At 71.5% G+C, this 21,584-nt stretch carries 20 protein-coding genes; 13 read left to right on the forward strand and 7 right to left on the reverse strand.

The annotated features are described in order from the left end of the window. Positions 1 to 267: 267 nt before the first annotated feature. Complete coding sequence (locus ACLIBK_RS10070; protein ID WP_415387120.1) at positions 268 to 1,299, reverse strand: dipeptidase; 1,032 nt, start codon at positions 1,297 to 1,299, stop codon at positions 268 to 270. 5 nt (positions 1,300 to 1,304) lie between these two features. Beyond that, complete coding sequence (locus ACLIBK_RS10075) at positions 1,305 to 2,408, reverse strand: serine hydrolase domain-containing protein (protein WP_415387121.1); 1,104 nt, start codon at positions 2,406 to 2,408, stop codon at positions 1,305 to 1,307. Positions 2,409 to 2,622: 214 nt separating this feature from the next. Between ACLIBK_RS10075 and msrA the strand changes: the two genes are divergently transcribed. The 8 genes from msrA (at position 2,623) to ACLIBK_RS10115 (ending at position 9,348) form a co-directional block, all read left to right on the forward strand. Continuing rightward, positions 2,623 to 3,174: a peptide-methionine (S)-S-oxide reductase MsrA gene (msrA, locus tag ACLIBK_RS10080; protein ID WP_415387122.1), complete on the forward strand. Its 552-nt coding sequence runs from the start codon at positions 2,623 to 2,625 to the stop codon at positions 3,172 to 3,174. Further along, entirely contained in the window at positions 3,171 to 3,590 is a 420-nt protein-coding gene (gene msrB, locus ACLIBK_RS10085) for a peptide-methionine (R)-S-oxide reductase MsrB (protein WP_415387123.1), read from the forward strand. Before msrA ends, msrB begins: the two co-directional genes overlap by 4 nt. A gap of 153 nt (positions 3,591 to 3,743) precedes the next feature. Continuing rightward, positions 3,744 to 4,745 (forward strand): YncE family protein, encoded by a 1,002-nt coding sequence (locus ACLIBK_RS10090; protein ID WP_415387124.1) that lies wholly within the window; start codon positions 3,744 to 3,746, stop codon positions 4,743 to 4,745. Beyond that, the gene (locus ACLIBK_RS10095) at positions 4,742 to 5,494 is read left to right on the forward strand and encodes a polysaccharide deacetylase family protein (RefSeq protein WP_415387125.1); all 753 of its coding nucleotides are present in this window, start codon (positions 4,742 to 4,744) and stop codon (positions 5,492 to 5,494) included. The genes ACLIBK_RS10090 and ACLIBK_RS10095 overlap by 4 nt, the downstream gene beginning before the upstream one ends. An 81-nt stretch (positions 5,495 to 5,575) precedes the next feature. After that, entirely contained in the window at positions 5,576 to 6,517 is a 942-nt protein-coding gene (locus tag ACLIBK_RS10100; RefSeq protein ID WP_415387126.1) for a sterol desaturase family protein, read from the forward strand. A gap of 174 nt (positions 6,518 to 6,691) precedes the next feature. Next, the gene (locus tag ACLIBK_RS10105; protein ID WP_415387127.1) at positions 6,692 to 7,573 is read left to right on the forward strand and encodes a transglutaminase family protein; all 882 of its coding nucleotides are present in this window, start codon (positions 6,692 to 6,694) and stop codon (positions 7,571 to 7,573) included. Between the two features lie 55 nt (positions 7,574 to 7,628). Next, positions 7,629 to 8,480, forward strand: a complete 852-nt coding sequence (locus tag ACLIBK_RS10110; RefSeq protein ID WP_415387128.1) for a transglutaminase-like domain-containing protein — start codon at positions 7,629 to 7,631, stop codon at positions 8,478 to 8,480. A 115-nt stretch (positions 8,481 to 8,595) separates the two neighbouring features. After that, positions 8,596 to 9,348, forward strand: a complete 753-nt coding sequence (locus ACLIBK_RS10115; RefSeq protein ID WP_415387129.1) for an N-formylglutamate amidohydrolase — start codon at positions 8,596 to 8,598, stop codon at positions 9,346 to 9,348. A 275-nt stretch (positions 9,349 to 9,623) separates the two neighbouring features. Here ACLIBK_RS10115 and ACLIBK_RS10120 read toward each other — a convergent pair whose 3' ends face one another. After that, a complete protein-coding gene (locus ACLIBK_RS10120) occupies positions 9,624 to 10,520 on the reverse strand; it encodes a polysaccharide deacetylase family protein (RefSeq protein ID WP_415387130.1) in 897 nt (298 codons plus the stop codon). 141 nt (positions 10,521 to 10,661) lie between these two features. Further along, entirely contained in the window at positions 10,662 to 11,849 is a 1,188-nt protein-coding gene (locus ACLIBK_RS10125) for a hypothetical protein (protein ID WP_415387131.1), read from the reverse strand. Positions 11,850 to 11,964: 115 nt separating this feature from the next. Between ACLIBK_RS10125 and ACLIBK_RS10130 the strand changes: the two genes are divergently transcribed. The 5 genes from ACLIBK_RS10130 (at position 11,965) to ACLIBK_RS10150 (ending at position 18,519) form a co-directional block, all read left to right on the forward strand. Next, the gene (locus ACLIBK_RS10130; protein WP_415387132.1) at positions 11,965 to 13,371 is read left to right on the forward strand and encodes an amidase; all 1,407 of its coding nucleotides are present in this window, start codon (positions 11,965 to 11,967) and stop codon (positions 13,369 to 13,371) included. Positions 13,372 to 13,580: 209 nt separating this feature from the next. Further along, entirely contained in the window at positions 13,581 to 14,765 is a 1,185-nt protein-coding gene (locus ACLIBK_RS10135; protein ID WP_415387133.1) for a M20 family metallopeptidase, read from the forward strand. A gap of 10 nt (positions 14,766 to 14,775) precedes the next feature. Beyond that, positions 14,776 to 15,645, forward strand: a complete 870-nt coding sequence (locus ACLIBK_RS10140; RefSeq protein ID WP_415387134.1) for an aldose 1-epimerase family protein — start codon at positions 14,776 to 14,778, stop codon at positions 15,643 to 15,645. A 64-nt stretch (positions 15,646 to 15,709) separates the two neighbouring features. Next, positions 15,710 to 16,906: an amidohydrolase gene (locus ACLIBK_RS10145; protein WP_415387135.1), complete on the forward strand. Its 1,197-nt coding sequence runs from the start codon at positions 15,710 to 15,712 to the stop codon at positions 16,904 to 16,906. Positions 16,907 to 16,932: 26 nt separating this feature from the next. Beyond that, on the forward strand, positions 16,933 to 18,519 hold the full coding sequence (locus ACLIBK_RS10150) for an ABC transporter substrate-binding protein (RefSeq protein WP_415387136.1): 1,587 nt from the start codon (positions 16,933 to 16,935) through the stop codon (positions 18,517 to 18,519). A gap of 306 nt (positions 18,520 to 18,825) precedes the next feature. On the opposite strand, the gene ACLIBK_RS10155 is transcribed toward ACLIBK_RS10150, so the two are convergent. Genes ACLIBK_RS10155 through ACLIBK_RS10165 form a run of 3 tightly spaced genes read right to left on the reverse strand, consistent with a single transcriptional unit; the run spans position 18,826 to position 21,502 of the window. After that, positions 18,826 to 20,220, reverse strand: coding sequence for an ATP-binding protein (locus ACLIBK_RS10155; RefSeq protein WP_415387137.1), 1,395 nt, complete (start codon positions 20,218 to 20,220; stop codon positions 18,826 to 18,828). A 5-nt stretch (positions 20,221 to 20,225) separates the two neighbouring features. Next, on the reverse strand, positions 20,226 to 20,921 hold the full coding sequence (locus tag ACLIBK_RS10160) for a response regulator (protein WP_415387138.1): 696 nt from the start codon (positions 20,919 to 20,921) through the stop codon (positions 20,226 to 20,228). Then, a complete protein-coding gene (locus ACLIBK_RS10165) occupies positions 20,918 to 21,502 on the reverse strand; it encodes a MarR family winged helix-turn-helix transcriptional regulator (RefSeq protein WP_415387139.1) in 585 nt (194 codons plus the stop codon). The genes ACLIBK_RS10160 and ACLIBK_RS10165 overlap by 4 nt, the downstream gene beginning before the upstream one ends. Positions 21,503 to 21,584: the final 82 nt, after the last annotated feature.

Genomic DNA, 21,584 nt, shown 5'->3' on the forward strand with positions numbered 1-21,584 from the left:
GCCTCCCTTTCCCGATCGGCCCCGTAATAAAACGCCCAGCTGGTGAATGCTTCGCGTCCATGCCGCGGCAAAATCTGGGCGCGACCATCACGAAACCCGGCGAAGGCTCCGGGGTTGCCGGGAGCCGCCGGGGCGCGGCGATGCCGCAGGCATCCGGCGAGCCCAGGGGTGGCGGGGTTCCGGCCTACCCGACCGGGATGCGCCTCCATGCCGGGGGAATGCGGGTCCGCCCCGGGGAGATGCACGTCGGCCCGCCGCCGTTCGGCGTCAGCCGGCCAGGGCAGCCGTCGCGCGCCACACCCGCAGGAAATTGCCCGACCACAGCAGCCGCAGCGCCGCCGCGTCGAAGCCGCGGCGCAGCAACTCGGCCGTCAGCCCGGCGGTTTCCCCGGCATGGCGCCAGCCTTCCACGCCGCCGCCGCCGTCGAAGTCGCTGCTGAGGCCGACATGCTCCAGCCCGATGCGGTTCACCGCGTGCTGGACGTGGTCGGCCATGTCGGCCACGGAAGCCTTGAACTTCCCGTCCTCGCCGGGCGCGCGCAGGAAGGCGGGCACGGCCGTGACCTGCAGCAGCCCGCCCGTGTCGCGCAGCACGTCCAGCTGCGCGTCGTCGAGGTTGCGCGGATGCGGCCGCAGCGCGGCGCAGCAGGCATGGGTGGCCACCACCGGTGCGCGGGACAGTTCCGCCGCCTGGTAGAAGGAGGTCCGGGCGATGTGCGACACGTCCACCATCAGCCCGACCCGGTTCATCTCCGCGATCGCCTGCCGGCCCAGCTCGCTGAGCCCGCCATGCAGGCTGGGGCCGTCGCCCAGGTCGGCACGCGGCCGCGCGGCGTCGGACAGGTCGTTGTGCCCGTCATGCGTCACGGTGACGTAGCAGGCGCCCAGTTCCCGCCACAGCCGCAGCCGGGACAGGTCATGGCCCATGGCATTGCCGTTTTCCACCGCCAGCAGCACCGCCGGGGCGCCCTCGGCATGGGCGCGCTCCAGCTCCTCGGGGGTGGTGACCAGGCGCTGCGGCCCGCCCTCGGCGGTGGCGCGGATGGCGCGCAGCATGGCCTCGGCCCGCTCGCCGGCGGCGGCATGGCCTTCCGGGGTGCGCGGCCCCTGCGGCGTGTAGGCGATGAACACCACCGCCTTGAGCCCGCCGGCGGCCATCTTGGGGAAGTCCACCTGCCGCACCGTTTCGTGCCGCGGGTCGGGCGTGTCGGGCCAGGGGATGTCGACATGGGTGTCGAGGGTGGGCATCGCCGCGTGGATGGCGGCGGCATCGGCGGGAAGGGGGGAAGGGGCGTCCATGGCGATCACTGGGTCCTCGCGCCGCGCAGGCGTCGGATGAGTTCGGGAAGAGCAGCCGGGTCGAGCCAGCGGAACACGGCCACGATCCCCGTGTCCGGCTCGATCCAGATGGTGTTGCCCCCCGCGCCCTGGGCGAAAAGGCTGTCTCGCCCGGCCTCGGGGATGCGGCCGCTGCGGTTCAGCCACCACAGCAGCCCGTAATCCGGGTTCAGCGGACAGGGCGTGCCGCTGGCCTCCACCCAGCCCGGCGGCAGGATGCGGGTGCCGTTCCACACCCCGTCCGCCAGCATCAGCAGCCCCAGCCGTGCCTGGTCCTCCGCATGGGTGCGCAAACCGCCGCCCCAATGGGTGCCGCCGGGCACGCTCAGCACCTCGCGCCCGTCCGCCAGGGTGACGGCGGCGGTGCGGTAGCCGTCCCAGGACCAGTCCGGACTGCCGCCGATCGCCGCCACCACCCGCTCCGCCCAGACCTCGGGCAGGGCGCGGTTGAAGCGGTGCAGCAGGGCCAGGGACAGCACGTTGACCCGGACATCGTTGTATTCCCGGTAGGCGCCGGGCTCCGCCAGCGGGCGTTCCCAGCCCTTGGGCGCCTTGCCCTCGCGGTCCACGCTGCGGCCGCGGTCGATCCGGTCGGCCTTGCCGTGCAGCGTGCCTTCCCACTCGCTGGTCTGGGATAGCAGCATGCGCCAGGTCACGGCGCCGTTGCGCGGGCCGCGAAAGGCCGGATCGTCCACGCTGGCGCCCACGGGGGCGTCGAGGTCGTTGATCAGCCCATCCCCCACGGCGATGCCGCACAGGACCGACAGGCAGGACTTGGCCACGCTGAAGGTGCGGTCGGCCTGCCGGGTGTCGCCCCAGCGCGCCACCAGCACGCCCTGCCGCAGCATGAGGCCGTTGGGCGCGCCGCGCGGCTCGACCGGGCCGAGCACGGCATTGTCGGGGGCGGGCTCGAAATGGCCGGCCTCCAGGTGGGCGAGCAGGTCGCGCGGGAAAGGGCTGTCCTGGGTCGCGGCCCAGGCAGCGGCCTCGCGCAACCGGGCGGGGTCGAAGCCCAGCTCGGCGGGATCGCCCTCCGGGAAGGGGGCGGGAAACGGGGGCGGGAAGATCATCGGGGCGAGAGATTGCGCCCTGGCCACGGTCGGGCGGAAGCCCCCGGGGCGGCGTCGGCGGGGCCAAAGCGCGGGGAGGAGGGCGCGGCCGGGTCGGCGCAGCCGGACGGCGATGCTGCGCGGCAGGCGGGGCCGGAAAGTCGGCCCGACGCCGAACCTTCCCCCGTTGGAGCGGCGCGGGCGGCGCACCACATCCCTGCCCATGAGCGAATCCATGAACCCGGCCACGGAAACGGCCCTTCTCGGCGGCGGCTGCTTCTGGTGCCTCGACGCCGTGTACCGCAACCTCCAGGGCGTGACCGAGGTGGTCTCCGGCTATGCCGGCGGCAACGTCGCCAACCCCACCTACGAGCAGGTCTGCACCAAGAAGACCGGCCACATCGAGGTGGTGCAGGTCCGCTTCGACCCGAAGGTGGTGTCCTTCGAGGACCTCCTGCGGGTCTTCTTCACCATCCACGACCCCACCACCCGCGACCGCCAGGGCGCCGATGTGGGCCCGCAGTACCGTTCCGTGATCTTCTTCACCTCGCCCGAGCAGGAGCGCACGGCGCGCCAGGTGATGGCGGAGATCGAGGCGGAGAAGCTCTACGGCGGCCCGATCGTCACCGACCTGCTACCGGCGCCGCATTTCTGGCCCGGCGAGGCGGAGCACCAGGACTACTTCGCCCGGACCCCCTGGTCCGGCTACTGCCGCGCGGTGATCGGCCCCAAGGTGGCCAAGTTCCGCAAGACCTTCTCGCACCGCCTGAAGGAGCGCGCCGCATGAGCGCCGAGACCGAAGCCGAGATCGCCGCCCGCACCGAGGCGGAATGGCAGCACTGCCTGACGCCCCAGGCCTATCGCGTGCTGCGCGAGCACGGCACGGAGCGCCCGGGCTCCTCGCCGTTGAACGGCGAGAAGCGCGCCGGCACCTTCCACTGCGCCGGCTGCGGCACGCCGCTCTTCGACAGCGTCACCAAGTTCGAGAGCGGCACCGGCTGGCCCTCCTTTTTCCGCCCCATCGAGGGGGCGGTGGCCACCACCACCGACCGCTCGCACTTCATGACGCGGACGGAGGTGCATTGCGCCAAGTGCCAGGGGCATCTCGGCCATGTCTTCCCTGACGGGCCGCCGCCCACGGGGCTGCGCTACTGCATGAACGGCGTGTCCCTGCGCTTCGAGCCGGCCCCGGGGCAGGGCTGAACCGGCCAGGGCTGAATAGGCCCACCGCAACATTGCCCTTTGTGGCAGTGTTGCGACGAAGTAAGCCGACCGTAGGTCGTTCCGGGCTGCCCAAGCGGCCCGGAACTGTTTAGAGCCCCACCGGTCCCGTTTTCCCTCGCCGAGGACCCCCGGATGCCGTCCCGCCTGCTGGCCCGCCTCTCCGCCCTCGTCCTGGCCGTGCCGCTGCTGGCAGGTGCCGCGCGCGCGGGCGAGGATCTGGTCTACGTGCTGAACTCGGGCGACGCCAACATCCAGGTGCTGGACGGCCGCACCCGGGCGGAGATCCGGCGCATCTCCGTGTTGCGGGAGGTGCACCACATCGTGGCAACTCCCGACGGCGCGCAGATCCTGATCGGGGATTCCGGCGGCAACGAGATGCTGTTCCTGGACGCCGCCACCGGTGAGGTGAAACGGCGCGAGCGCATCTCCAACCCCTACCACCTCGCCTTCACCCCCGACGGCAAGCGGCTGGTGGTCACCAGCCTGCGGCGCGGACAGGTGGACGTCTACGCCTGGGACGGGCAGGCGCTGAAGCTGGAAGGCCGCGTGCGGGTGGGCGACATGCCCTCCCACCTCGCTTTCCGGCCGGACAGCAACGTGGCCTACGTCACCCTGCAGGGCGAGAAGAACATCGCCGCCATCGACCTCAACACCCGCGAGATCCTGTGGAAGCAGGAGGTCGGGCGCGACCCCGCCGGCATTCTCTGGCACGACGGCAAGCTGCTGGTGGGGGTGATGGGCAGCAACTACCTGTCCGTAGTGAACCCCGAGAACCACGCCGTGGAGCGGGAGGTCGTGGTGGGCCGCGGGGCGCACCAGATCTTCCCCTCGCCGGATGGGTCCGTGCTCTACGCCACCACCCGGGTGGACAGCCGCGTGGTGGCGCTGGAACCGCGCGACCTCTCCATCCGCCGGGTCTACGAGGTTCCCGGCGGGCCGGACGACCTGAGCTTCGCCCCCGATGGCCGCATCTGGGCCACGCTGCGCTGGGCGCAGAAGGTCGGCATCCTCGACCTCGCCACGGGGGAGGTGGACACGGTGCGCGTCGGCCGCTCGCCCCACGGCATCCTGTACCGCCCGGCCGACGCGGCGGTGGCGCAGGCGCAGCCCGCGACCCCGGCCGCGGCACGTTGAACGGCCTGTCGCGGCGCGCCCTGGCCGCCGGGCTGGGGCTGCTGCCCTTTGCCGCCGCCGCGCAGCCCGCCGCCTGCCGCGGCACGCTCTACCTGACCATCGACACCGGCTGGTCACGCGAGGCGGAGGAGATCGCCGCCATCCTGCGCCGCCGTCAGGTCCGCGCCACCCTCTTCGTGGCCGACGAGCCAACCTTTCGCGGCGACCGCACCCTGGGCGAAAGCTGGGCCGCCTTCTGGCGCGCCCGCGCCGCCGAGGGCCACGTCTTCGCCAGCCACACCTGGCGCCACTGGGTGATCGGCGCCGATCCCGGCCCCGGCCGGGTGCGCTACGCCCGCCCCGGCCAGGGCGCCGAGGTGCTGGACGAGGCCGGCTTCTGCGCCGAGCTGCGCCGCCCCACCGACCAACTGCGCGAGATGGTGCCGGAGGCAATGGTGCTGCCGCTCTGGCGCGCGCCGGGCGGGCGGACCTCGCCCAACGCCCTCGCCATGGCCCGGCGCTGCGGCCTGACGCACCAGGGCTGGAGCAGCAACGGCTTCCTAGGCGACGAACTGGACAGCGACCGCCAGCCCAACGACGCCCTGCTCGCCCGCGCCCTGCGCAGCATCCGGGATGGCGAGGTGCTGCTGCTGCACTGGGGCGTGCGGTCCCGCAAGGAACCCTTCGCCGGGGTGCTGGAGCCGCTGATCGCGGGCTTGCAGGAAAAGGGCTTCTGCTTCGCCACCCTGCCGCCGGGCGGGCGGAGCTGACCCCTTCCAGGGTTCCGCCGGCATGGCACCCTTGCGACACTGCTCGGTGACGGTTCCGCGGAGAAGGCTAGAACCCCTCCCATGCTCGACGCGCTGACCCACCTCCTGGATACCGCTTCCGGCTGGCTCTACGCCGAGGCGCTCCAGCCCTTCCTCTACGCCACCGGCCTGATGGCCTACGAGGAGGACGCCTTCAACTGGCTCAACTTCGTGGTGCTGGGCCTGTTCCAGGTGGCCGTGGTCTACCTGATCTGCCGGCCGCTGGAAGCGTGGCGCCCGGTGGAGCCGCGCCGCGATGCCCGCGCCATCCGCACCGACATCGTCTACACGCTGATGGCGCGCCTGGGCGTGCTGCCGCTGATCGCCTTCGTGCTGCTGTCCGGCGTCAGCGCGCCCTTCGACGCCGCCATGGCCGATCTCGGCTGGGTGTCGCCCTCGCTGGAAAGCCTGATCCCGCCGCTGCGCGAGATGCCGGTGCTGGCCTTCGTGCTCTACGTGGTGATCCTCGACCTCGGCGAATACTGGCGCCACCGTTTGCAGCACCGGTTGCCCTGGTGGTGGGCGCTGCACTCCATCCACCACGCCCAGAAGCAGATGACCTTCTGGACCGATGACCGCAACCACGTCATCGACGACCTGCTCGGCGCCCTCTGGGTCGGGGCCATCGCCCTGCTGATCGGCGTGCCGCCCGAGCAGTTCCCCCTGGTGGTGCTGGTGCTGCGGCTGGCGGAGTCCCTGAGCCACGCCAACCTGCGCGTCAGCTTCGGCAGGCTGGGCGAGCGGCTGCTGGTGTCGCCGCGCTTCCACCGGCTGCACCACGGCGTGCTCTCCGCCGGGCAGGAAGGGCGCAATTTCGCCGTGCTGCTGCCGGTCTGGGACTGGGTCTTCGGCACCGCCGACTGGCGCCGCGACGGCTTTCCCGAAACCGGCGACCCGGAAGCGCCGGAAAGCCTGGTGTCCGGCGGCTGGTGGCGCCAGCAGGTGGAGGGCACGCGCCGGCTCTGGACGGCGCTGCGGGGCTGATGCGCAGGGGCAGCTTCACCGTCACGATTTCGTGTCGTCCAGGGAACGGATCAGGCGCGTTCCCTGGGCATTGGTGCCGCGTCGCGCGCCGGCCTAAGCAGTAGCCCCCGATCCGGCCGGCCCCGCCCCAGCGGCGCGGCACGCGACGTGCACTGGATCCGACACCGAAGTCCCATGCCGATCCTGTCCGTCCGCCACGTCACGACCTACCGCTACCGCCAGGCCGTGCGCCTGGGGGAGCACCGCATCCTGTGCCGCCCCCGCGACAGCCAGGACCAGCGCCTACTCGATTTCGGCCTGCGCATCACGCCGGAACCCTCCTCCCTGCATTGGCGGCAGGACGTGTTCGGCAACCAGCTCGCCGTGGCGCAGTTCGACCTCCGCTCCCGGGAACTGGTCTTCGAGAGCACGCTGCGGCTGGACCACCGGCCGCCCGGCCCGCCCGACCGCTGGATCGAGGAACAGGCGCGCCTGTACCCCTTCTCCTACGATGCGGAAGAGATGCCCGACCTCGCCCGCTGCATGGAGCGCCACTACCGCGACCCCGAGCGCGCCGTGGACCGCTGGGCCCGGCGCTTCCTGCACGAGGACCGGCCCACCGGCACGGTGGGCCTGCTGGCGGCGATGGCCGAGCACGTGCGCGCCAGCTTCACCTATCTCCGGCGTGACGAGCGGGGGGTGCAGGAACCGGCGGAAACCCTGCGCCTGGGTTCCGGCACCTGCCGTGACTTCGCCGTGCTGATGATGGAGGCGGTGCGCTCGCTCGGCCTCGCGGCCCGCTTCGTGACGGGCTACCTGCATTCCCGTCGTGCCGCATCGCACCAGGGCGGCGGGGCCACCCATGCCTGGATGCAGGTCTACCTCCCCGGCGCCGGCTGGGTGGAGTACGATCCCACCAACGGCATCACCGACGGGCGCGACCTGCTCCGCGTGGCGGTGGCGCGCGAGCCGCGCCAGGCCGTGCCGCTCTCGGGTTCCTATACCGGCTTTCCGGCCGACAGCCTGGGCATGACGGTGGAGGTGGAAGTCGGTGCAGAGGCCGATCCACCCGCCTAGCATCCTTCTTGCAAACCTCAGAACGCGGCGCGGACGCCGCCCGGAAGGACCCCCCATGCTCATTCGCGCCGGCTACGAGATCTCCTACGACTGCGCGCAAACCACCCCGATGCTGCTGCTGCTCAGCATCGTGCCCGACCGCGAGCCGGACCTCCGAACGCCGCAGCGCATGAGCCTCACCTCATCCTCCGGCGAGCCGGTGCCGGTGCGCCACTACCGCGACGGCTTCAACAACGCCGTCACCCGCGTGGTGGCGCCGCCGGGGCGGCTGACCATCTCGGCCGACTTCCTGATCGAGGACAGCGGCCTGCACGACCCGGCCGTGCCCGACGCGGAACAGCACCGCATCGCCGACCTGCCGGACGAGGTGCTCGTGTTCCTGCTGGGCTCGCGCTACTGCGAAACCGACAAGCTCTCCGACCAGGCATGGTCGCTGTTCGGGCACACCCGGCCGGGCTGGGAGCGGGTGCAGGCGATCTGCGACCACGTGCATGACCGCATCACCTTCGGCTACGAGCACGCCCGCTCCACGAAAACGGCCTTCGAGGCCAACGAGGAGCGCAAGGGCGTTTGCCGCGACTTCACGCACCTCGCCGTCACCTATTGCCGCTGCATGAACATCCCGACGCGCTACGTCACCGGCTATCTCGGCGACATCGGCGTGCCGCCGGTGGACTACCCGATGGACTTCTCCGCCTGGTTCGAGGTGTACCTGGGCGGCCGCTGGCACACCTTCGACGCCCGCCACAACACGCCGCGCATCGGCCGCATCCTGATGGGCCGCGGCCGCGACGCCACCGACGTGGCGATCTCCACCGCCTTCGGCTCGGCGCGGCTGAGCGGCTTCCACGTGATCACCGACGAGGTAAAGGACGAGGCCGCCGCCCTGGCCGCGGTCAAGGCGTGACGCGACGGCCCGCGGCCGACCGCGGCGGAGCGAGACCAGCCGCTGCGGGGAGGGTAGGGGAGGTGACGCCCGCAGCGGTGCCGGCCTTCCGGGGTCGCTTCGCGGGGCGCCCGGCATGAACGCGGGGGAGCCGGAGCCGCCGGCGGTGACGGTGGTGAACGAGGCCGGTGCCTCGCCGCTGGTGCTGCTCTGCGAGCACGCGTCCAACTTCATCCCGGCGCGCTACGCCGGGCTGGGCCTGCCGCCGGCGGAACTGGAGCGCCACATCGCCTGGGACATCGGCGCCGCGCCGCTGGCCCGCGCCCTGTCCGCGGCCCTGGACGCGCCCCTTTTCCTCAGCGGCTATTCGCGGCTGCTGATCGACTGCAACCGCCCGCCCGGCGCTCCCACCAGCATCCCCACCCTGTCCGAGGCGACGGCCATCCCCGGCAACCGCGACCTGTCCGCCGAGGAGCGCGCCTGGCGCGAGGCCGCCTACTTCGCACCCCTGCGCGATGCCGTGTCGGCCCATCTGGATGCCCGACAGGCGGCGAAACGGCGCAGTTTCGTGCTGGGCGTGCACAGCTTCACGCCGGTGTTCCTGGGCGCGGCCCGTCCCTGGCAGGCCGGCATCCTCTACGCCGGCGCGCTGGAGTTCGCCCGAAAGCTGATCGCCGGCCTGCGGACGCAGCCCGATCTCTGCGTCGGCGACAACGAGCCCTACCGGATCGAGCCGGAGCACGACCATACCGTGCCGGTGCACGGCGACGGGCGCGGCCTGCCGGCCGTCCTGCTGGAAGTCCGCCAGGATCTGATCGCCACCGAGGCGGGGGTCCGGGAATGGACGGACCGGCTGGTTCCCGTGCTGGCGGAGGCCGTCCAGGCCTGAGCCAGGGGCCGCTGGCGCACCCCGCCCGGCAACCGGAACGGCGCCGCAGAAGATCCGGCTACGGGCGGCGCTCTGCGCTGTTGCGGGACCTCGGGTTGATGCCGGGAAAGATGGCGCCCGGAGCGCAGCCCTGTGGGGCGGAAAAACGGCCCGCCGCCCGAGGGCTGAGGCGCGGCGTCGTGTCGGGCCGGCCACGCTGCGGCGCCGGCAACTGCCCTGCCGATGGCCGCAGCCCGGCACCGCGTCCGGCCGAGGCCGGGCGCGGTGGGAATGCTTCAGCCGGGCGCGGCATGCTCCAGGCACCAGCGGGCGACCTGCTCATGCGTCATGAAGCAGACGTCGTCATGGCTGCGGATGTGCTGCACCAGCCGTTCCAGCAGCGCGATGCGCGAGCGGTGGCCGGTGATGTGCGGGTGCATGGTCAGCAGGAACAGCCCGCCCTCGGCATAGGCGCCGTCGAACTCGGCGCGGAAGATCTCCTCCACGCCGGAGGGCGGGGTATAGGGGCGCAGGCCGGAGAAGCGCTGGAAGTTGAAGTAGGGCGCGTCGTCCTTGATCCATTCCACCGGCAATTCGACGATGCCCGTGGCCTCGCCATCCGCGACGATCTCGTAGGGGTCGTCATCGGCCATCAGGCTGCTGTCGTAGAGCAGGCCGAGTTCCCGGATGATCGTCATGGTGTCCACGGAAAAATCCCAGGACGCCGTGCGCATGCCCACGGGGCGGTGGCCGGTGATCTTTTCCAGCGTGTCGGCGGCGCGAAAGGTCAGCTCGCGCTCCACGCCGGGGGGAAGCTGCGTGTTGGCCTCGTGGATCCAGGAATGGATGCCGATCTCATGCCCTTCGGCCGCCACGGCGCGGACCTCGTCGGGGTAGAGCAGCGCCGACACCGCCGGGTAGAAGAAGGACGCCTTGATGCCGTGACGCTCCAGCAGTGCGCGGATGCGCGGCACGCCCTGGCGGCTGCCATACTGGCCCTGGCTGATGCGCATCGGGCTCTCGTCCGCGTCGCGCAGGGGAATGGTGTCGTGGTCGGCGTCGAAGCTGAGGGCCACGCAGCAGCGTGCGCCGTTGGGCCAGATGGCGGGACGCAGGGAACGGCCGGCACGGGCGCGCCCGACGATGCGGCGCCACTGCTCTTCGGGCCATTCCCAGGGTTTTTGCGGCGTCATGTCATTCTCTCTGTCTGTGGGCGCGATGTCTGCCGGTTGAAGCGCTGGTGCGGCCACGCGCTGTGCGCCACGGAGCAAATCCTGGCACGAGGGAGGATGGCGCGCCCGGCCATCACGCGCCAGTGTTCATCGAGCCTGCCATCACGAGCGACCCAGCAGGCGCATGGCTTCGGCCCGGAACTCGGCCTTGCTGGCGGTTCCGAAACGGACGAAGCGACTCAGGGCCATCGTGTTCAGGTTGATTACCCCTGGACCTTCCTGCCGTGCCTTCGTGTACTCGTGAGCATGGGTGAGGGCGTTCTGGTCGATGTACCACTGTGGATGCTGGACATCCGCATGATGGAAAATGTTCAGGCAATATTCTGAAACCACCCAGAAAAAACGCATGGCGTCGGGTGTAAACCGAACGGCAGCAAAGTTCGCGCCGGTGAAGGTCCAGGGAAAGAAAGCGTGCATGTTGCTCAGCCGCAGCCCGATCGCCGCGTCACCCATTTCAGCGAGGAGCGGTGATGGGTCGGCGTTGAAGATCAGGTCGATGTCGGACACGAAGAAGTCGCTTCGATAATGAAGTGCCAGCTGCTCCAGTCGTATGAAGCGGGCACTCGCGTAATAGGCCTTCACCGTATCGCTGCGCTTGAAACTATCCAGGATTGCAGGTGTTTCCGCGGTCGCATTGAAGGTCATGGTCGGCAGAGCACGCCTGACCTCATCAATCAGTGCGCGATCATCGGCATCCGGGCGCACAACATGCAAGTGCACGAGTGCATTGGGGCACGCCTTGTGCAGCGAGGTGGCGTAGATCGGCAGCCAGTCCTGCAAGTACTTGCTATTGCAGGACACCAGGAAGACAGGACCTGCCGTGCCCTCGCGTTGCGGATCTAGCCAGAACAGCTGCGGCTGCGTAGCACGATGGAGCGGCTCGGTCGCGGACAGGATCGTATCCATCCAGCCGAATGATCGTGAGGAGTAGGCGCCAGCTCCACGGTGATTGGCGCCGAAGGGAAGCGCTCGAGCGGCTTCCCAGCACATCTCGGCTGCGTCGAAGCGCCGCTGCCACTGATGCAACGCCCCAAGGTGCAGTTGATTCCAGAAAGTAGGGCCGTGGGCCGTCATGTCCGCCCGGCAGTATTCCTCGATCCGAACCAGGCGGTCTGGATCGCGTTCTTGCAGAAAGGCGCACTGGCACATGAAATCGAAGAAGCGGCCATAGACTTGGCGCTCCGAAGGCTGAGAGAGCGAAAGCACGTTTCGCGCGGCGGCCTCAGCCGCGGGGAAGTCGCCGGTGCGGTAGAGACGTTCGGCTTCCTCGATGCTGAGCTCAACCGTCATCCGATCTCTCCGACCAAGCAGGGGCAAGCGGGAAGGGGACATCCCGCATCGTCCCGCACAGGTTTATTCCTTCTGCCCCTTCCCTCGAAACCTTTCCAGAGCGGATGCTGGCCGCATGACCTCCACCGACCCCGCTCTTCTCTCCGCCGAGCAGCTCCTGTCCCTGTATGCCCGCCGCGCCCTCAGCCCCGTCGAGGCCCTGAAAGCCGTCACCGAGCGCATCGCCCGCTACAACCCCTGGGTCAACGCCTTCGCCGCCCTGAACCCGCGGGCCCTCAGCCAAGCCGGCGAGAGCGAGGCGCGCTGGCGGGCAGGCCGGCCGATCGGGCCGCTGGACGGGGTGCCGGTCACGGTGAAGGACGTGATGAACGTCACCGGCTTCCCCACCCGGCGCGGCAGCCGCCTGTCCGACACCGCCCCGGCCACGGAGGACGCGCCCGCCGTGATGGGGCTGAAAGCCGCGGGGGCGGTGATCCTGGGCAAGACCACTACCACGGAGTTCGGCTGGAAAACCCCGGGCGACAACCCGCTCACGGGCGTCACCCGCAATCCCTGGGACCCCCGGCGCACCGCGGGCGGCTCCTCCTCCGGCGCGGCCGCGGCGGGGGCGGCCTGCTTCGGGCCGCTGCATGTCGGCACCGATGCCGGCGGCTCCATCCGCATCCCCGCCGCCTATTGCGGGCTGGTGGGGGTGAAGCCGACCTATGGCCGGGTGCCGCAATGGCCGCATGGCGCCTTCAGCGCCGTGTCGGTGGCCGGGCCGATCACCCGCACGGTGCGCGACGCGGCGCTGATGCTGGGGGTGATGGGCCGGGCCGACGCGCGCGACCCCTTCTGCCTCCCTGACGAGGCGCAGGACTGGCGCAGCGGCATCGAGACCGGGGTGGCCGGGCTGCGCGTCGCCCTGGTGCGCCGCCTGGGCTTCGACGCGCCGCTGGACGCGGAAGGGGAGGCCGCGCTGGAACGCGCGGCGGACTGGCTGCGCGGCGCCGGCGCGATCGTGGAGGACGCCGACCCCGGACTGCCCGACACGCGCCAGATCTTCGGCCGGGTCTGGGGCGTCGCCCTGGCCCGCCTCGTTGCGACCGCGCCGGAAGATAAGCGCTCCCTGCTGGATGCCGGGCTGGAGGAGGTGGCCCGGCGCGAGGGCGGCATGAGCGCCGTGGACTTCCTGGGCGCCGAGGCGATGCGCACGGAAGCCGCGCACCTGATGGGGCAGTTCCACCTGCGCCACGACCTGCTCCTCTGCCCCACCACCCCCACTGCCGCCTTTGCCGCCGACCAGCCGACGCTGCACCCGACACAGGCCCTCTGGCGGGACTGGGCGCCCTGGACCTTTGCCTTCAACCTGACGCGCCAGCCCGCGATCAGCGTGCCCACCAACCTGGATGCGGAGGGCATGCCGCGCGCGGTGCAGCTGGCCGCGGCCCAGGGGCGCGAGGACCTGTGCTTCCGCGCCGCGCGGCTGATCGAGCGCGCGGCGGCGATGCCGCTCTCCGACATGGCGGGGCCGCAGCGATGAGGAGCGCAGGTCTCCCGCTCGCGCCAGGGGCTGCCCGGAAAGCGCCCGTGCCGGCCGGATAGCCCGACCGCGGTGGATCGCAGGCCGGGGACTTCCCGGCGACGCCACGTTTCCGTGCCACCGCGAAACAACGCCGGCCGGCCCCGTGCCATCCCCGGGCGACGTTGCTAGGGTCGCCGCTCCCGATCTCTCCGGCGAGGCGCCCCCGCATGACCAGCAACGCCACCGAGGCCAGCATCCTGGCTTGGCTTTCCGAACAGCGGCAGCCGATGCTGGACGCGCTGGAAGCCATGGTGAACACCGATGGCGGTTCCTACGACAAGGCTGGGGTGGACGCGGTGGGCGCGCAGGTGGCGCGCTTCTGCGCGGCGCACGACATCCCCGTGGAAACCGTCCCCGGCGCCCGCTTCGGCGATTGCCTGCGCGCCACCGTGGCGTCGGAAGAAGGGATGTCCGGCAACCAGCAGCGCAACATCGTGCTGATGGGCCACCGCGACACCGTGTTCCCCAAGGGCGAGCCGACCCGCCGCCCCTTCCGCATCGAGGATGGCCGCGCCTACGGGCCGGGCGTCTGCGACATGAAGGGCGGGCTGGTGATGAACATGTTCGTCCTCGCCGCCTTCCGGAAGTTCGGCGGCGCGCCCGGCCCGCTCGTCGGCCTCTTCACCGGCGACGAGGAGATCGGCTCCCCCGAGGGACGCCCGGTGATCGAGGCCGAGGCGCGCCGCGCCCGCGCCGTGTTCAACAGCGAGCCCGGCCGGCCCGGCGGCAACGTGGTCACGGGACGCAAGGGCGGCGTCTTCTCCGTGCTGGATATCGAGGGCCGCGCCGCCCATTCCGGCGGCAATTTCGAGGCCGGCATCAGCGCCATCGGGGAGTTGGCCCAGAAGATCACCGCCATCCACGCGCTGACCGACCTGTCGCGCGGCATCACCCTCAATGTCGGCCTGGTCAGCGGCGGGCAGAGCGTCAACACCGTCGCCCCCTCCGCCCAGGCGCAGATCGACATGCGCTACGTCGATCCCGCCGACCGCGAGGAGATCCTGGGCAAGCTGCACGCCATCGCCGCCACCGCCTTCGTGCCTGGCACCCGCTCCGTCCTGACCATCCGCGGCGAGTTCCTGCCGCTGACCCAGGACCCCGCGGCGGCACGGCTCTTCGAGGGCTACCGCGCGGCCGCGGCGGAAACCGGCCTGTCGGTGGCAGGGGAATTTGCCGGCGGCTGCGCCGACAGCGGCTTCACCGCCGCGGTGGGCGCGCCGACCCTGTGCTCGGTCGGCCCGGTGGGCGGTAAGGCGCACAGCCCGGAGGAATACCTGGAGGTGGACAGCTTCGTGCCCCGCGCCCAGGCCCTGGCCCGCGCCATCCTGCGCCTCGAGGCCACCGGGCTGTGAGCGCCCGGCCATGACCCACCGGATCACCGACGGCGCGCTTTCCGCCACGGTGTCCGAGCAGGGGGCGGAACTGCAATCCCTGCAGGATGCCTCCGGCGCGGAATGGCTGTGGCAGGCCGGGCCGCAATGGCCGCGCCATGCCCCGGTGCTGTTCCCGATCGTCGGCAAGCTGGCCGGCGACACGTTGCGCCACGGGGGGCGCGCGCATCGCCTGACCCAGCACGGCTTCGCCCGCGACCGCAGGTTCCGCTGGACGGCGCGGGACGCAGCCTCCTGCACCCTGCGTCTGGAGGACGACGACGCGACGGGCGAAGCCTTTCCGTTCCGCTTCGTGCTCGACCTCACCTTCGCGGTCGCCGACGGCGCGCTGCGCTGCACCGCGAGCGTGTCGAACCCCGGCGAGCCCGTGCTGCCCTTCTCGATCGGCGGCCATCCCGCCTTTGCCTGGCCGCTGCCCGGCGGCGGCGCCAAGGAAAGCCACAGCATCAGCTTCGCCAACCCCGGGCTGACCTCCCTTCCGGCACGGCGCTTGACGGAAGGGCTGCTGGACGGGGGGGAGGAACTGCCCCTGGAAGCCGGCGCATTGCCGCTGCGCGACGCGCTCTTCGCCGCGGATGCCGTGGTGCTGCCGGGCTTTCCCGCCCAGGCCCTGCGCTACGCCGCTGCCGCGGGCCCGGCGCTGGAGATGCGCTGGGAGGGCTACGGCGACCTCGGCCTCTGGTCCAAGCCCGGTGCGCCTTTCCTGTGCATCGAACCCTGGCACGGCCATGCCAGCCCGCTCGGCTGGGACGGGGAGTTCGCGAACAAGCCCGGGCTGGTGCTCCTGGAACCGGGCGGCACGCGGCACTTCTCCTGGTCGGTCCGGCCCACCCCCGGTTGACCCGCCAACAGGGCCGGGCGCAGCCTGCGGCCCGTTACGCGCCGCAATTATGGAACCCCGCGCCTTGAACCCTGCGATCCTCGACGAAATCCGGCGTTTCGAGCCCGAGCTGGCGGCGATCCGCCAGGACATCCACGCCCACCCCGAAACCCGCTTCGAGGAACACCGCACCGCCGGCATCGTGGCGGAAAAGCTGCGCGGCTGGGGTCTGGACGTCACGGAAGGCGTCGGCGTCACCGGCGTGGTCGGCACGTTGCAGGGCAACCGCCCCGGCCAGCGCGCCATCGGCCTGCGCGCCGACATGGACGCGCTGTTCATGACGGAAGAGACAGGCCTGCCGCACGCCTCCACCGTGCCGGGCAAGATGCATGGCTGCGGCCATGACGGCCACACCGCCATGCTGCTGGGCGCGGCGAAGTTCCTGGCCGGCAAGCGCGACTTCGCCGGCACCGTGCACTTCATCTTTCAGCCCGCGGAGGAAGCCGGCACCGGCGCCCGGGCCATGCTGAAGGACGGGCTGTTCGACCGCTTCCCCTGCGATGCCGTCTACGGGCTGCACAACAGCCCCGGCCTGCCGGTGGGGCAGTTCGCCACCCGCCCCGGCCCGATCCTGGCCGGCGCCGATTTCTGGGGCGTGACCTTTACCGGCACCGGCGGCCACGGCGGCGCCGCGCCGCACCTGGCCACCGACGCCACGGTGGTGCTGGGCCACTTCCTGCTCGGCGTGCAGACCATCGTGGCCCGCAACCTGTCCCCCGTGGAGAGCGGCGCCGTCAGCGTCGGCTTCGTCCAGGGCGGCACCGCCGAGAGCCCCAACGTCATGCCGTCGAGCGTGGTGGTGCGCGGCACCGCCCGCTACTTCGAAACGGCGACGCAGGACACCATCAAGCGCCGCCTGCGCGAACTGGCCGAAGGTCTGGCCGCCGTGCACGGCTGCACCGCCGAACTGCGCTACGAATCCCTCTGCCCGCCCACGGTGAACGACGCGGAAAAGGTGCAATCCGCCTGCGCCGCCGCGGCCGCGCTGGTGGGCGCCGACAAGGTCGGCGAGGTGGCGCTGTCCACCGGCGGCGAGGACTTCGCCTTCATGCTGCGCGAGAAGCCCGGCGCCTTCATGCGCATCGGCAACGGCGTCGCGGCGGACGGGAGCTGCCACAACCTCCACACCCCGCTCTACGACTTCAACGACGAGATCCTGGCGCTCGGCGCCGCCTACTGGTCCAGCCTGGTGCAGCAGGAACTGGGTCTGGCGGACACCTGAGCGCAGCAACGAGAGGCACGATCCCGATGCACCATTCCTTCCCGGCCGGCTGGCGCAGCGCCGCCGCCGCCGTCACCCTGTCCGTTGCCGCGGCGCTCGCCCCGGCGCAGGCGCAGACCCTGTCCATGGGCGTCAGCGCACCCCCCGCCAACATCGACCCGCACTACTACACCTTCACCCCCTCCATCATGCTCTCGGCCCATATGTTCGAGGCGCTGGTGCAGCGCGACGAGAATTCCCGCCTGGCCCCCGGGCTGGCGGAATCCTGGCGGCTGGTGGACAACAACACCTGGGAGTTCAAGCTCCGCCAGGGCGTGACCTTCCACGATGGCACGCCCTTCACCGCCGAGGACGTGGTCGCCACCCTGGCGCGCGTCCCCGTGGTGCAGAGCCCCAGCTCCTTCGCCGTCTACACCCGCGCGATCGAGAGCGTGGAGGTGGTGGATCCCCACACCGTGCGCTTCAAGACGCGCAGCGTGGCGCCGCTGGTGCCCTTCGACCTCGCCAACGTCTTCATCGTGCAGCGCGCGGCGCAGGGCGCCACCAGCGCGGAGTTCAACAGCGGCCGCCACGCCATCGGCACCGGCCCCTTCCGCTTCGTGTCCTACGACCCCAACAACCGCGTCGACATGACGCGCTACGATGGCTACTGGGGCGTCAAGCCGGCCTGGTCGCAGGTGCAGTACCGCGTCATCACCAATGACGGCGCGCGGGTGGCGGCGCTGGCCTCGGGCGATGTCAGCTTCATCGACAACGTCCCCACCCCCGACATCGCGCGGCTGCGCAACGACCCGCGCCTGACCATCGCCGAGAACACCAGCACGCGCCTCATCTTCCTGGGCCTCGACGTGGAGCGGCAGGGTGCCTCGCCCGACATCACCGGCCCCAATGGCGAGGCGCTGACCACCAACCCGCTGCGCGACGTTCGCGTCCGGCGCGCGCTGAGCATGGCGATCAACCGCCCCGCCATCGTGTCGCGCGTGATGGAGAACGCCGCTGTCGCCACCGGGCAGTTCATGCCCCCCGGCGTCTTCGGCTACGACCCCTCCATCCCCGTGCCGACCTTCGATGCCGACGGCGCCAAGCGTCTGCTGGCCGAGGCCGGCTATCCCAACGGCCTGACCATCACCCTGCGCGGCACCAACGACCGCTACGTCAACGACGCGCAGATCCAGCAGACCATCGCGCAGATGTGGACGCGCATCGGCGTGCGCACCCGCGTGGAAGCAGCGCCGATGGCCACCGTGATCGGGCGCCTGAACCGCTTCGACGCGTCCGTCTACATGCTGGGCTGGAGCAACTCGACCGGCGAGCCGTCCTCCGCGCTGAAGGCCGTGCTGGGCGGCCGCAACGCCGATCGCGGGCTGGGCCTCGCCAATTACGGCCGCTACGCCAGTCAGGAGATGGATGCGCTGACGGCGCGGGCGCTGGAAACGCCGGATGACGGCCAGCGCGAGCAGCTGATGCAGCAGGCCATGCGCGTCGCCCTGAACGATGTGGCGATCATCCCGCTGCATATCCAGAAGAGCGTCTGGGCGATGCGCCGCGGCCTGACCTATGCCGCCCGCGTGGACGAGGAAACCATCGCCACCGGCCTGCGCCCAGCACCCTGACACGGCGGCGTTCCGGGAGGGGGAGAAGGAATTCTCCCCCTCCCGGACCCTCCCCCTCATTTCTTCTCGTTTCTCAGGACGGGTTGCGACGTGGGGCGCGCCGGAGGGCCATGCCCTCCGGCGACTGTCGGATCAGCCCACGCTGAGCCGCATGAGATTTTCTGAGTTGCAGAGCGGCACACGCCCCCACCCAGACTGCGGCAGCCCCCCGAAAAAAGATGAGGGAGGGTTCGGGAGGGAGAATTCCTTCTCCCTCCCGAGGTCACGGGCGCGCCCCACGCGGATCGGGCACTACGCCTCGCTACCTCACAACGGCAGCCGAACCCGCGCCCGCAACCCGCCGAGCGGGCTGTCTTCCAGCAGGATGTCGCCGCCATGCGCCCGGGCGATGTCGCGGGCGATGGCCAGCCCCAGCCCGGTGCCGCCCGCGGTCAGCGTGGCGAAGGGCCGGAAGGCTTCCTCCCGCGCCTCGCCGGGAATGCCGGACCCGTCATCGTCCACGATCACCTCCGCCCAGCCATCCCCCGCCTGCGCCACCGTCAGCGACACCCGGCCGGCATGCTTGCGCGCGTTGTCCAGCAGGTTCTGCAGGCAGCGCCGCAGCGCGTCGGCCCGCATCGGCAGCACCAGTTCGGCCGGCGCGCGCACCGCCACCGCCGCACCGTCGCGCCGCGCCTTGGCCGCCAGTTCCTCCGCCAGCGCCACGAGGTCGCCGGGCTCGGAGCGCCCCTGGCCCTCGCCGCGCGCGAAGGTCAGGTAGCTCGCCACCATGCGCTCCATCTCCTCCACGTCCTGCGTCAGCTCGGCAATGTCCTGTTCCGCCCCGGCCGCGGGCAGCATCGCCAGCCCCAGCCGCATGCGGGTGAGGGGGGTGCGCAGGTCGTGGCTGATGCCGGCCAGCATTTCCGTGCGCTGCGCCACGAAGCGCCGGATGCGGGCCTGCATCTGGTTGAAGGCGGTGGCGGCCTGGCGCACCTCGATGGCGCCCTCGGGCTTGATCGGGCCGATGTCGCGGCCAATGCCGAAAGCTTCCGCCGCGCCCGCCAGCCGGCGCAGCGCGCGCACCTGGTTCTTCATGAACAGCGCCGCCACCACGAACAGCAGCAGCGACACGCCCACCAGCCAGATCACGAACAGGTAGAGCGTGCCGACGAAGAGCCGCTTGCGCGGCGCCTCCACGTGCAGCACGCCCTCGTTCAGCTGCACCCGCACGATCACCGAGCGCGGGTCGGACTGCCAGTCGGCGTCGAAGGGCAGCCGCAGCCGCTCGCGCAAGCCGCGCTCCAGGTCTTCCTCCAGCGGCAGCAAGGGCAGGGACGCGGCGCGCGGCCCTTCGGGGGCAGAGAGCACCGCGCCGGGTTCGAAGGCCAGCGACAGGTCCAACCGCCAGGAGGCTTCCTGGAACAGCCAGCGCTGGTCGGAGTCCGGCGGCAGGCGGTTCATGGTCTCGATCACCATGCCGATCTCGCCCGCCATGCCGTCGGCCAGCCGGCGCGAGATCACGCCCAGATGCGTGCCGTAGAACAGCTGCAGCGCGATGCCCTGCACCACCAGCAGTGGCACCAGGATGATCAGCAGTGACCGCCCCAGCAATCCGCGCGGCACCAGCCAGCGCCAGCCCGGGGGACGCCAGCGCGCCCGGCGCCGGGCCGACGCGCCGCGGCCCAGGGGCGTGCCGCCGCGCTCCGCCGCCGCGCTCACGGCGCTCAGGCCCCCGGCTTCAGCACGTAGCCGCGGTGGCGCACGGTCTGCAGGAAGCGCGGCTCGCGCGGGTCGGGCTCAATCTTGCGGCGCAGGCGGGTGACCTGCACGTCCACCGCGCGCTCCCCGGCATCGGGGGTGCCCAGGGCCACGGCGATCTCCTCGCGCGACAGGACGTCGCCGGCGCGCCGTGCCAGGGCGGACAGCAGCGCCGCTTCCCCGCCCGTCAGGCGCGTCGTGCCCTCGGCGTTGCGGAGCTCGCCCCGCTCGGGGTCGAACCAAGAGCGGCCCAGCTGCACCGGCGCCACGGGCAGGGCGGCGGCGGCCGGAGCTGCCCGGCGCAGAATGGCGCGCACCCGCTGCGCCAGCTCGCGCGGGTCGAAGGGCTTGGCGAGGTAGTCGTCGGCGCCGTGCTCGAAGCCCGCCACCCGGTCGTCGGGGGAACCGGCGGCGGTCAGCATCAGCACCGGCACCTCCTGCCCCTCGCGGCGCAGGCTCTCCACCAGCGACAGGCCGGACTCGCCGGGCATCATCACGTCCAGCACCAGCAGGTCGAAGGCCATGGAGCCCAGCGCCTGCCGCGCCGCCGGGGCGTCGCCCGCGGCGCTGACCCGGAAGCCCTGCTCGCTGAGGAAGCGCTGCAGCAGGCTGCGCAGCCGGGGGTCGTCGTCCACCACCAGCAGGTGCGGCTGCTCGCTCATCGCCGCATTCCCCCCGCCATGCCGCCCGCCGGCGCCGTGCCGGGCGCGGCCGGCTGGCCGCCCAGCTGGTCCAGCTGCGCCCGCGCCTCGGCCCCCATCAGCCCGCGCATCACCCGGCGAAAGCCGTCCACCGCCGCTGGCCCGGCCTCGCGATAGGCCCGCATCACCGTATCGCGCTGCTTGTCGAACAACTGGCGTTCCAGCATCCGGCCGCTCTCCGTCAGGCTCAGCAACCGCTGCCGGCGGTCGGCGCGGCCCGGCGCCTGGGTGACGTAGCCCTGTTCCAGCAGCGCGCCCAGCACCCGGCCCAGGCTCTGCTTGGTGATGCCGAGGATGCCCAGCAGCTCCCCCACCGTCAGGCCGGGCCGGCGGCCGACGAAATGCAGCACCCGGTGGTGCGCCCGTCCCAGGCCGAGCTGCTCCAGCAGCACGTCGGCATCCCTGGTGAAGTCGCGGTAGCCGAAGAACAGCAGGTCCTGCGCCAGGCGCAGCTCGTCCTCCCGCAGGAACAGGTGCTCCCGCCCGGCGGAAACCGGCATGCCGCCCTTGTTCGCGCTGCCCGAGATGGGCCCTTCCGGCATGGCCGCCATGACTCCGAGTTGGGTCAGTTTTATTGACACAAAACGCGATGAAGTTCTAGTTTCCGCTCGTTACGCAAGATTG

This window comes from Roseomonas sp. BN140053 (genome assembly GCF_047690175.1).
Taxonomy (GTDB): domain Bacteria; phylum Pseudomonadota; class Alphaproteobacteria; order Acetobacterales; family Acetobacteraceae; genus Roseomonas.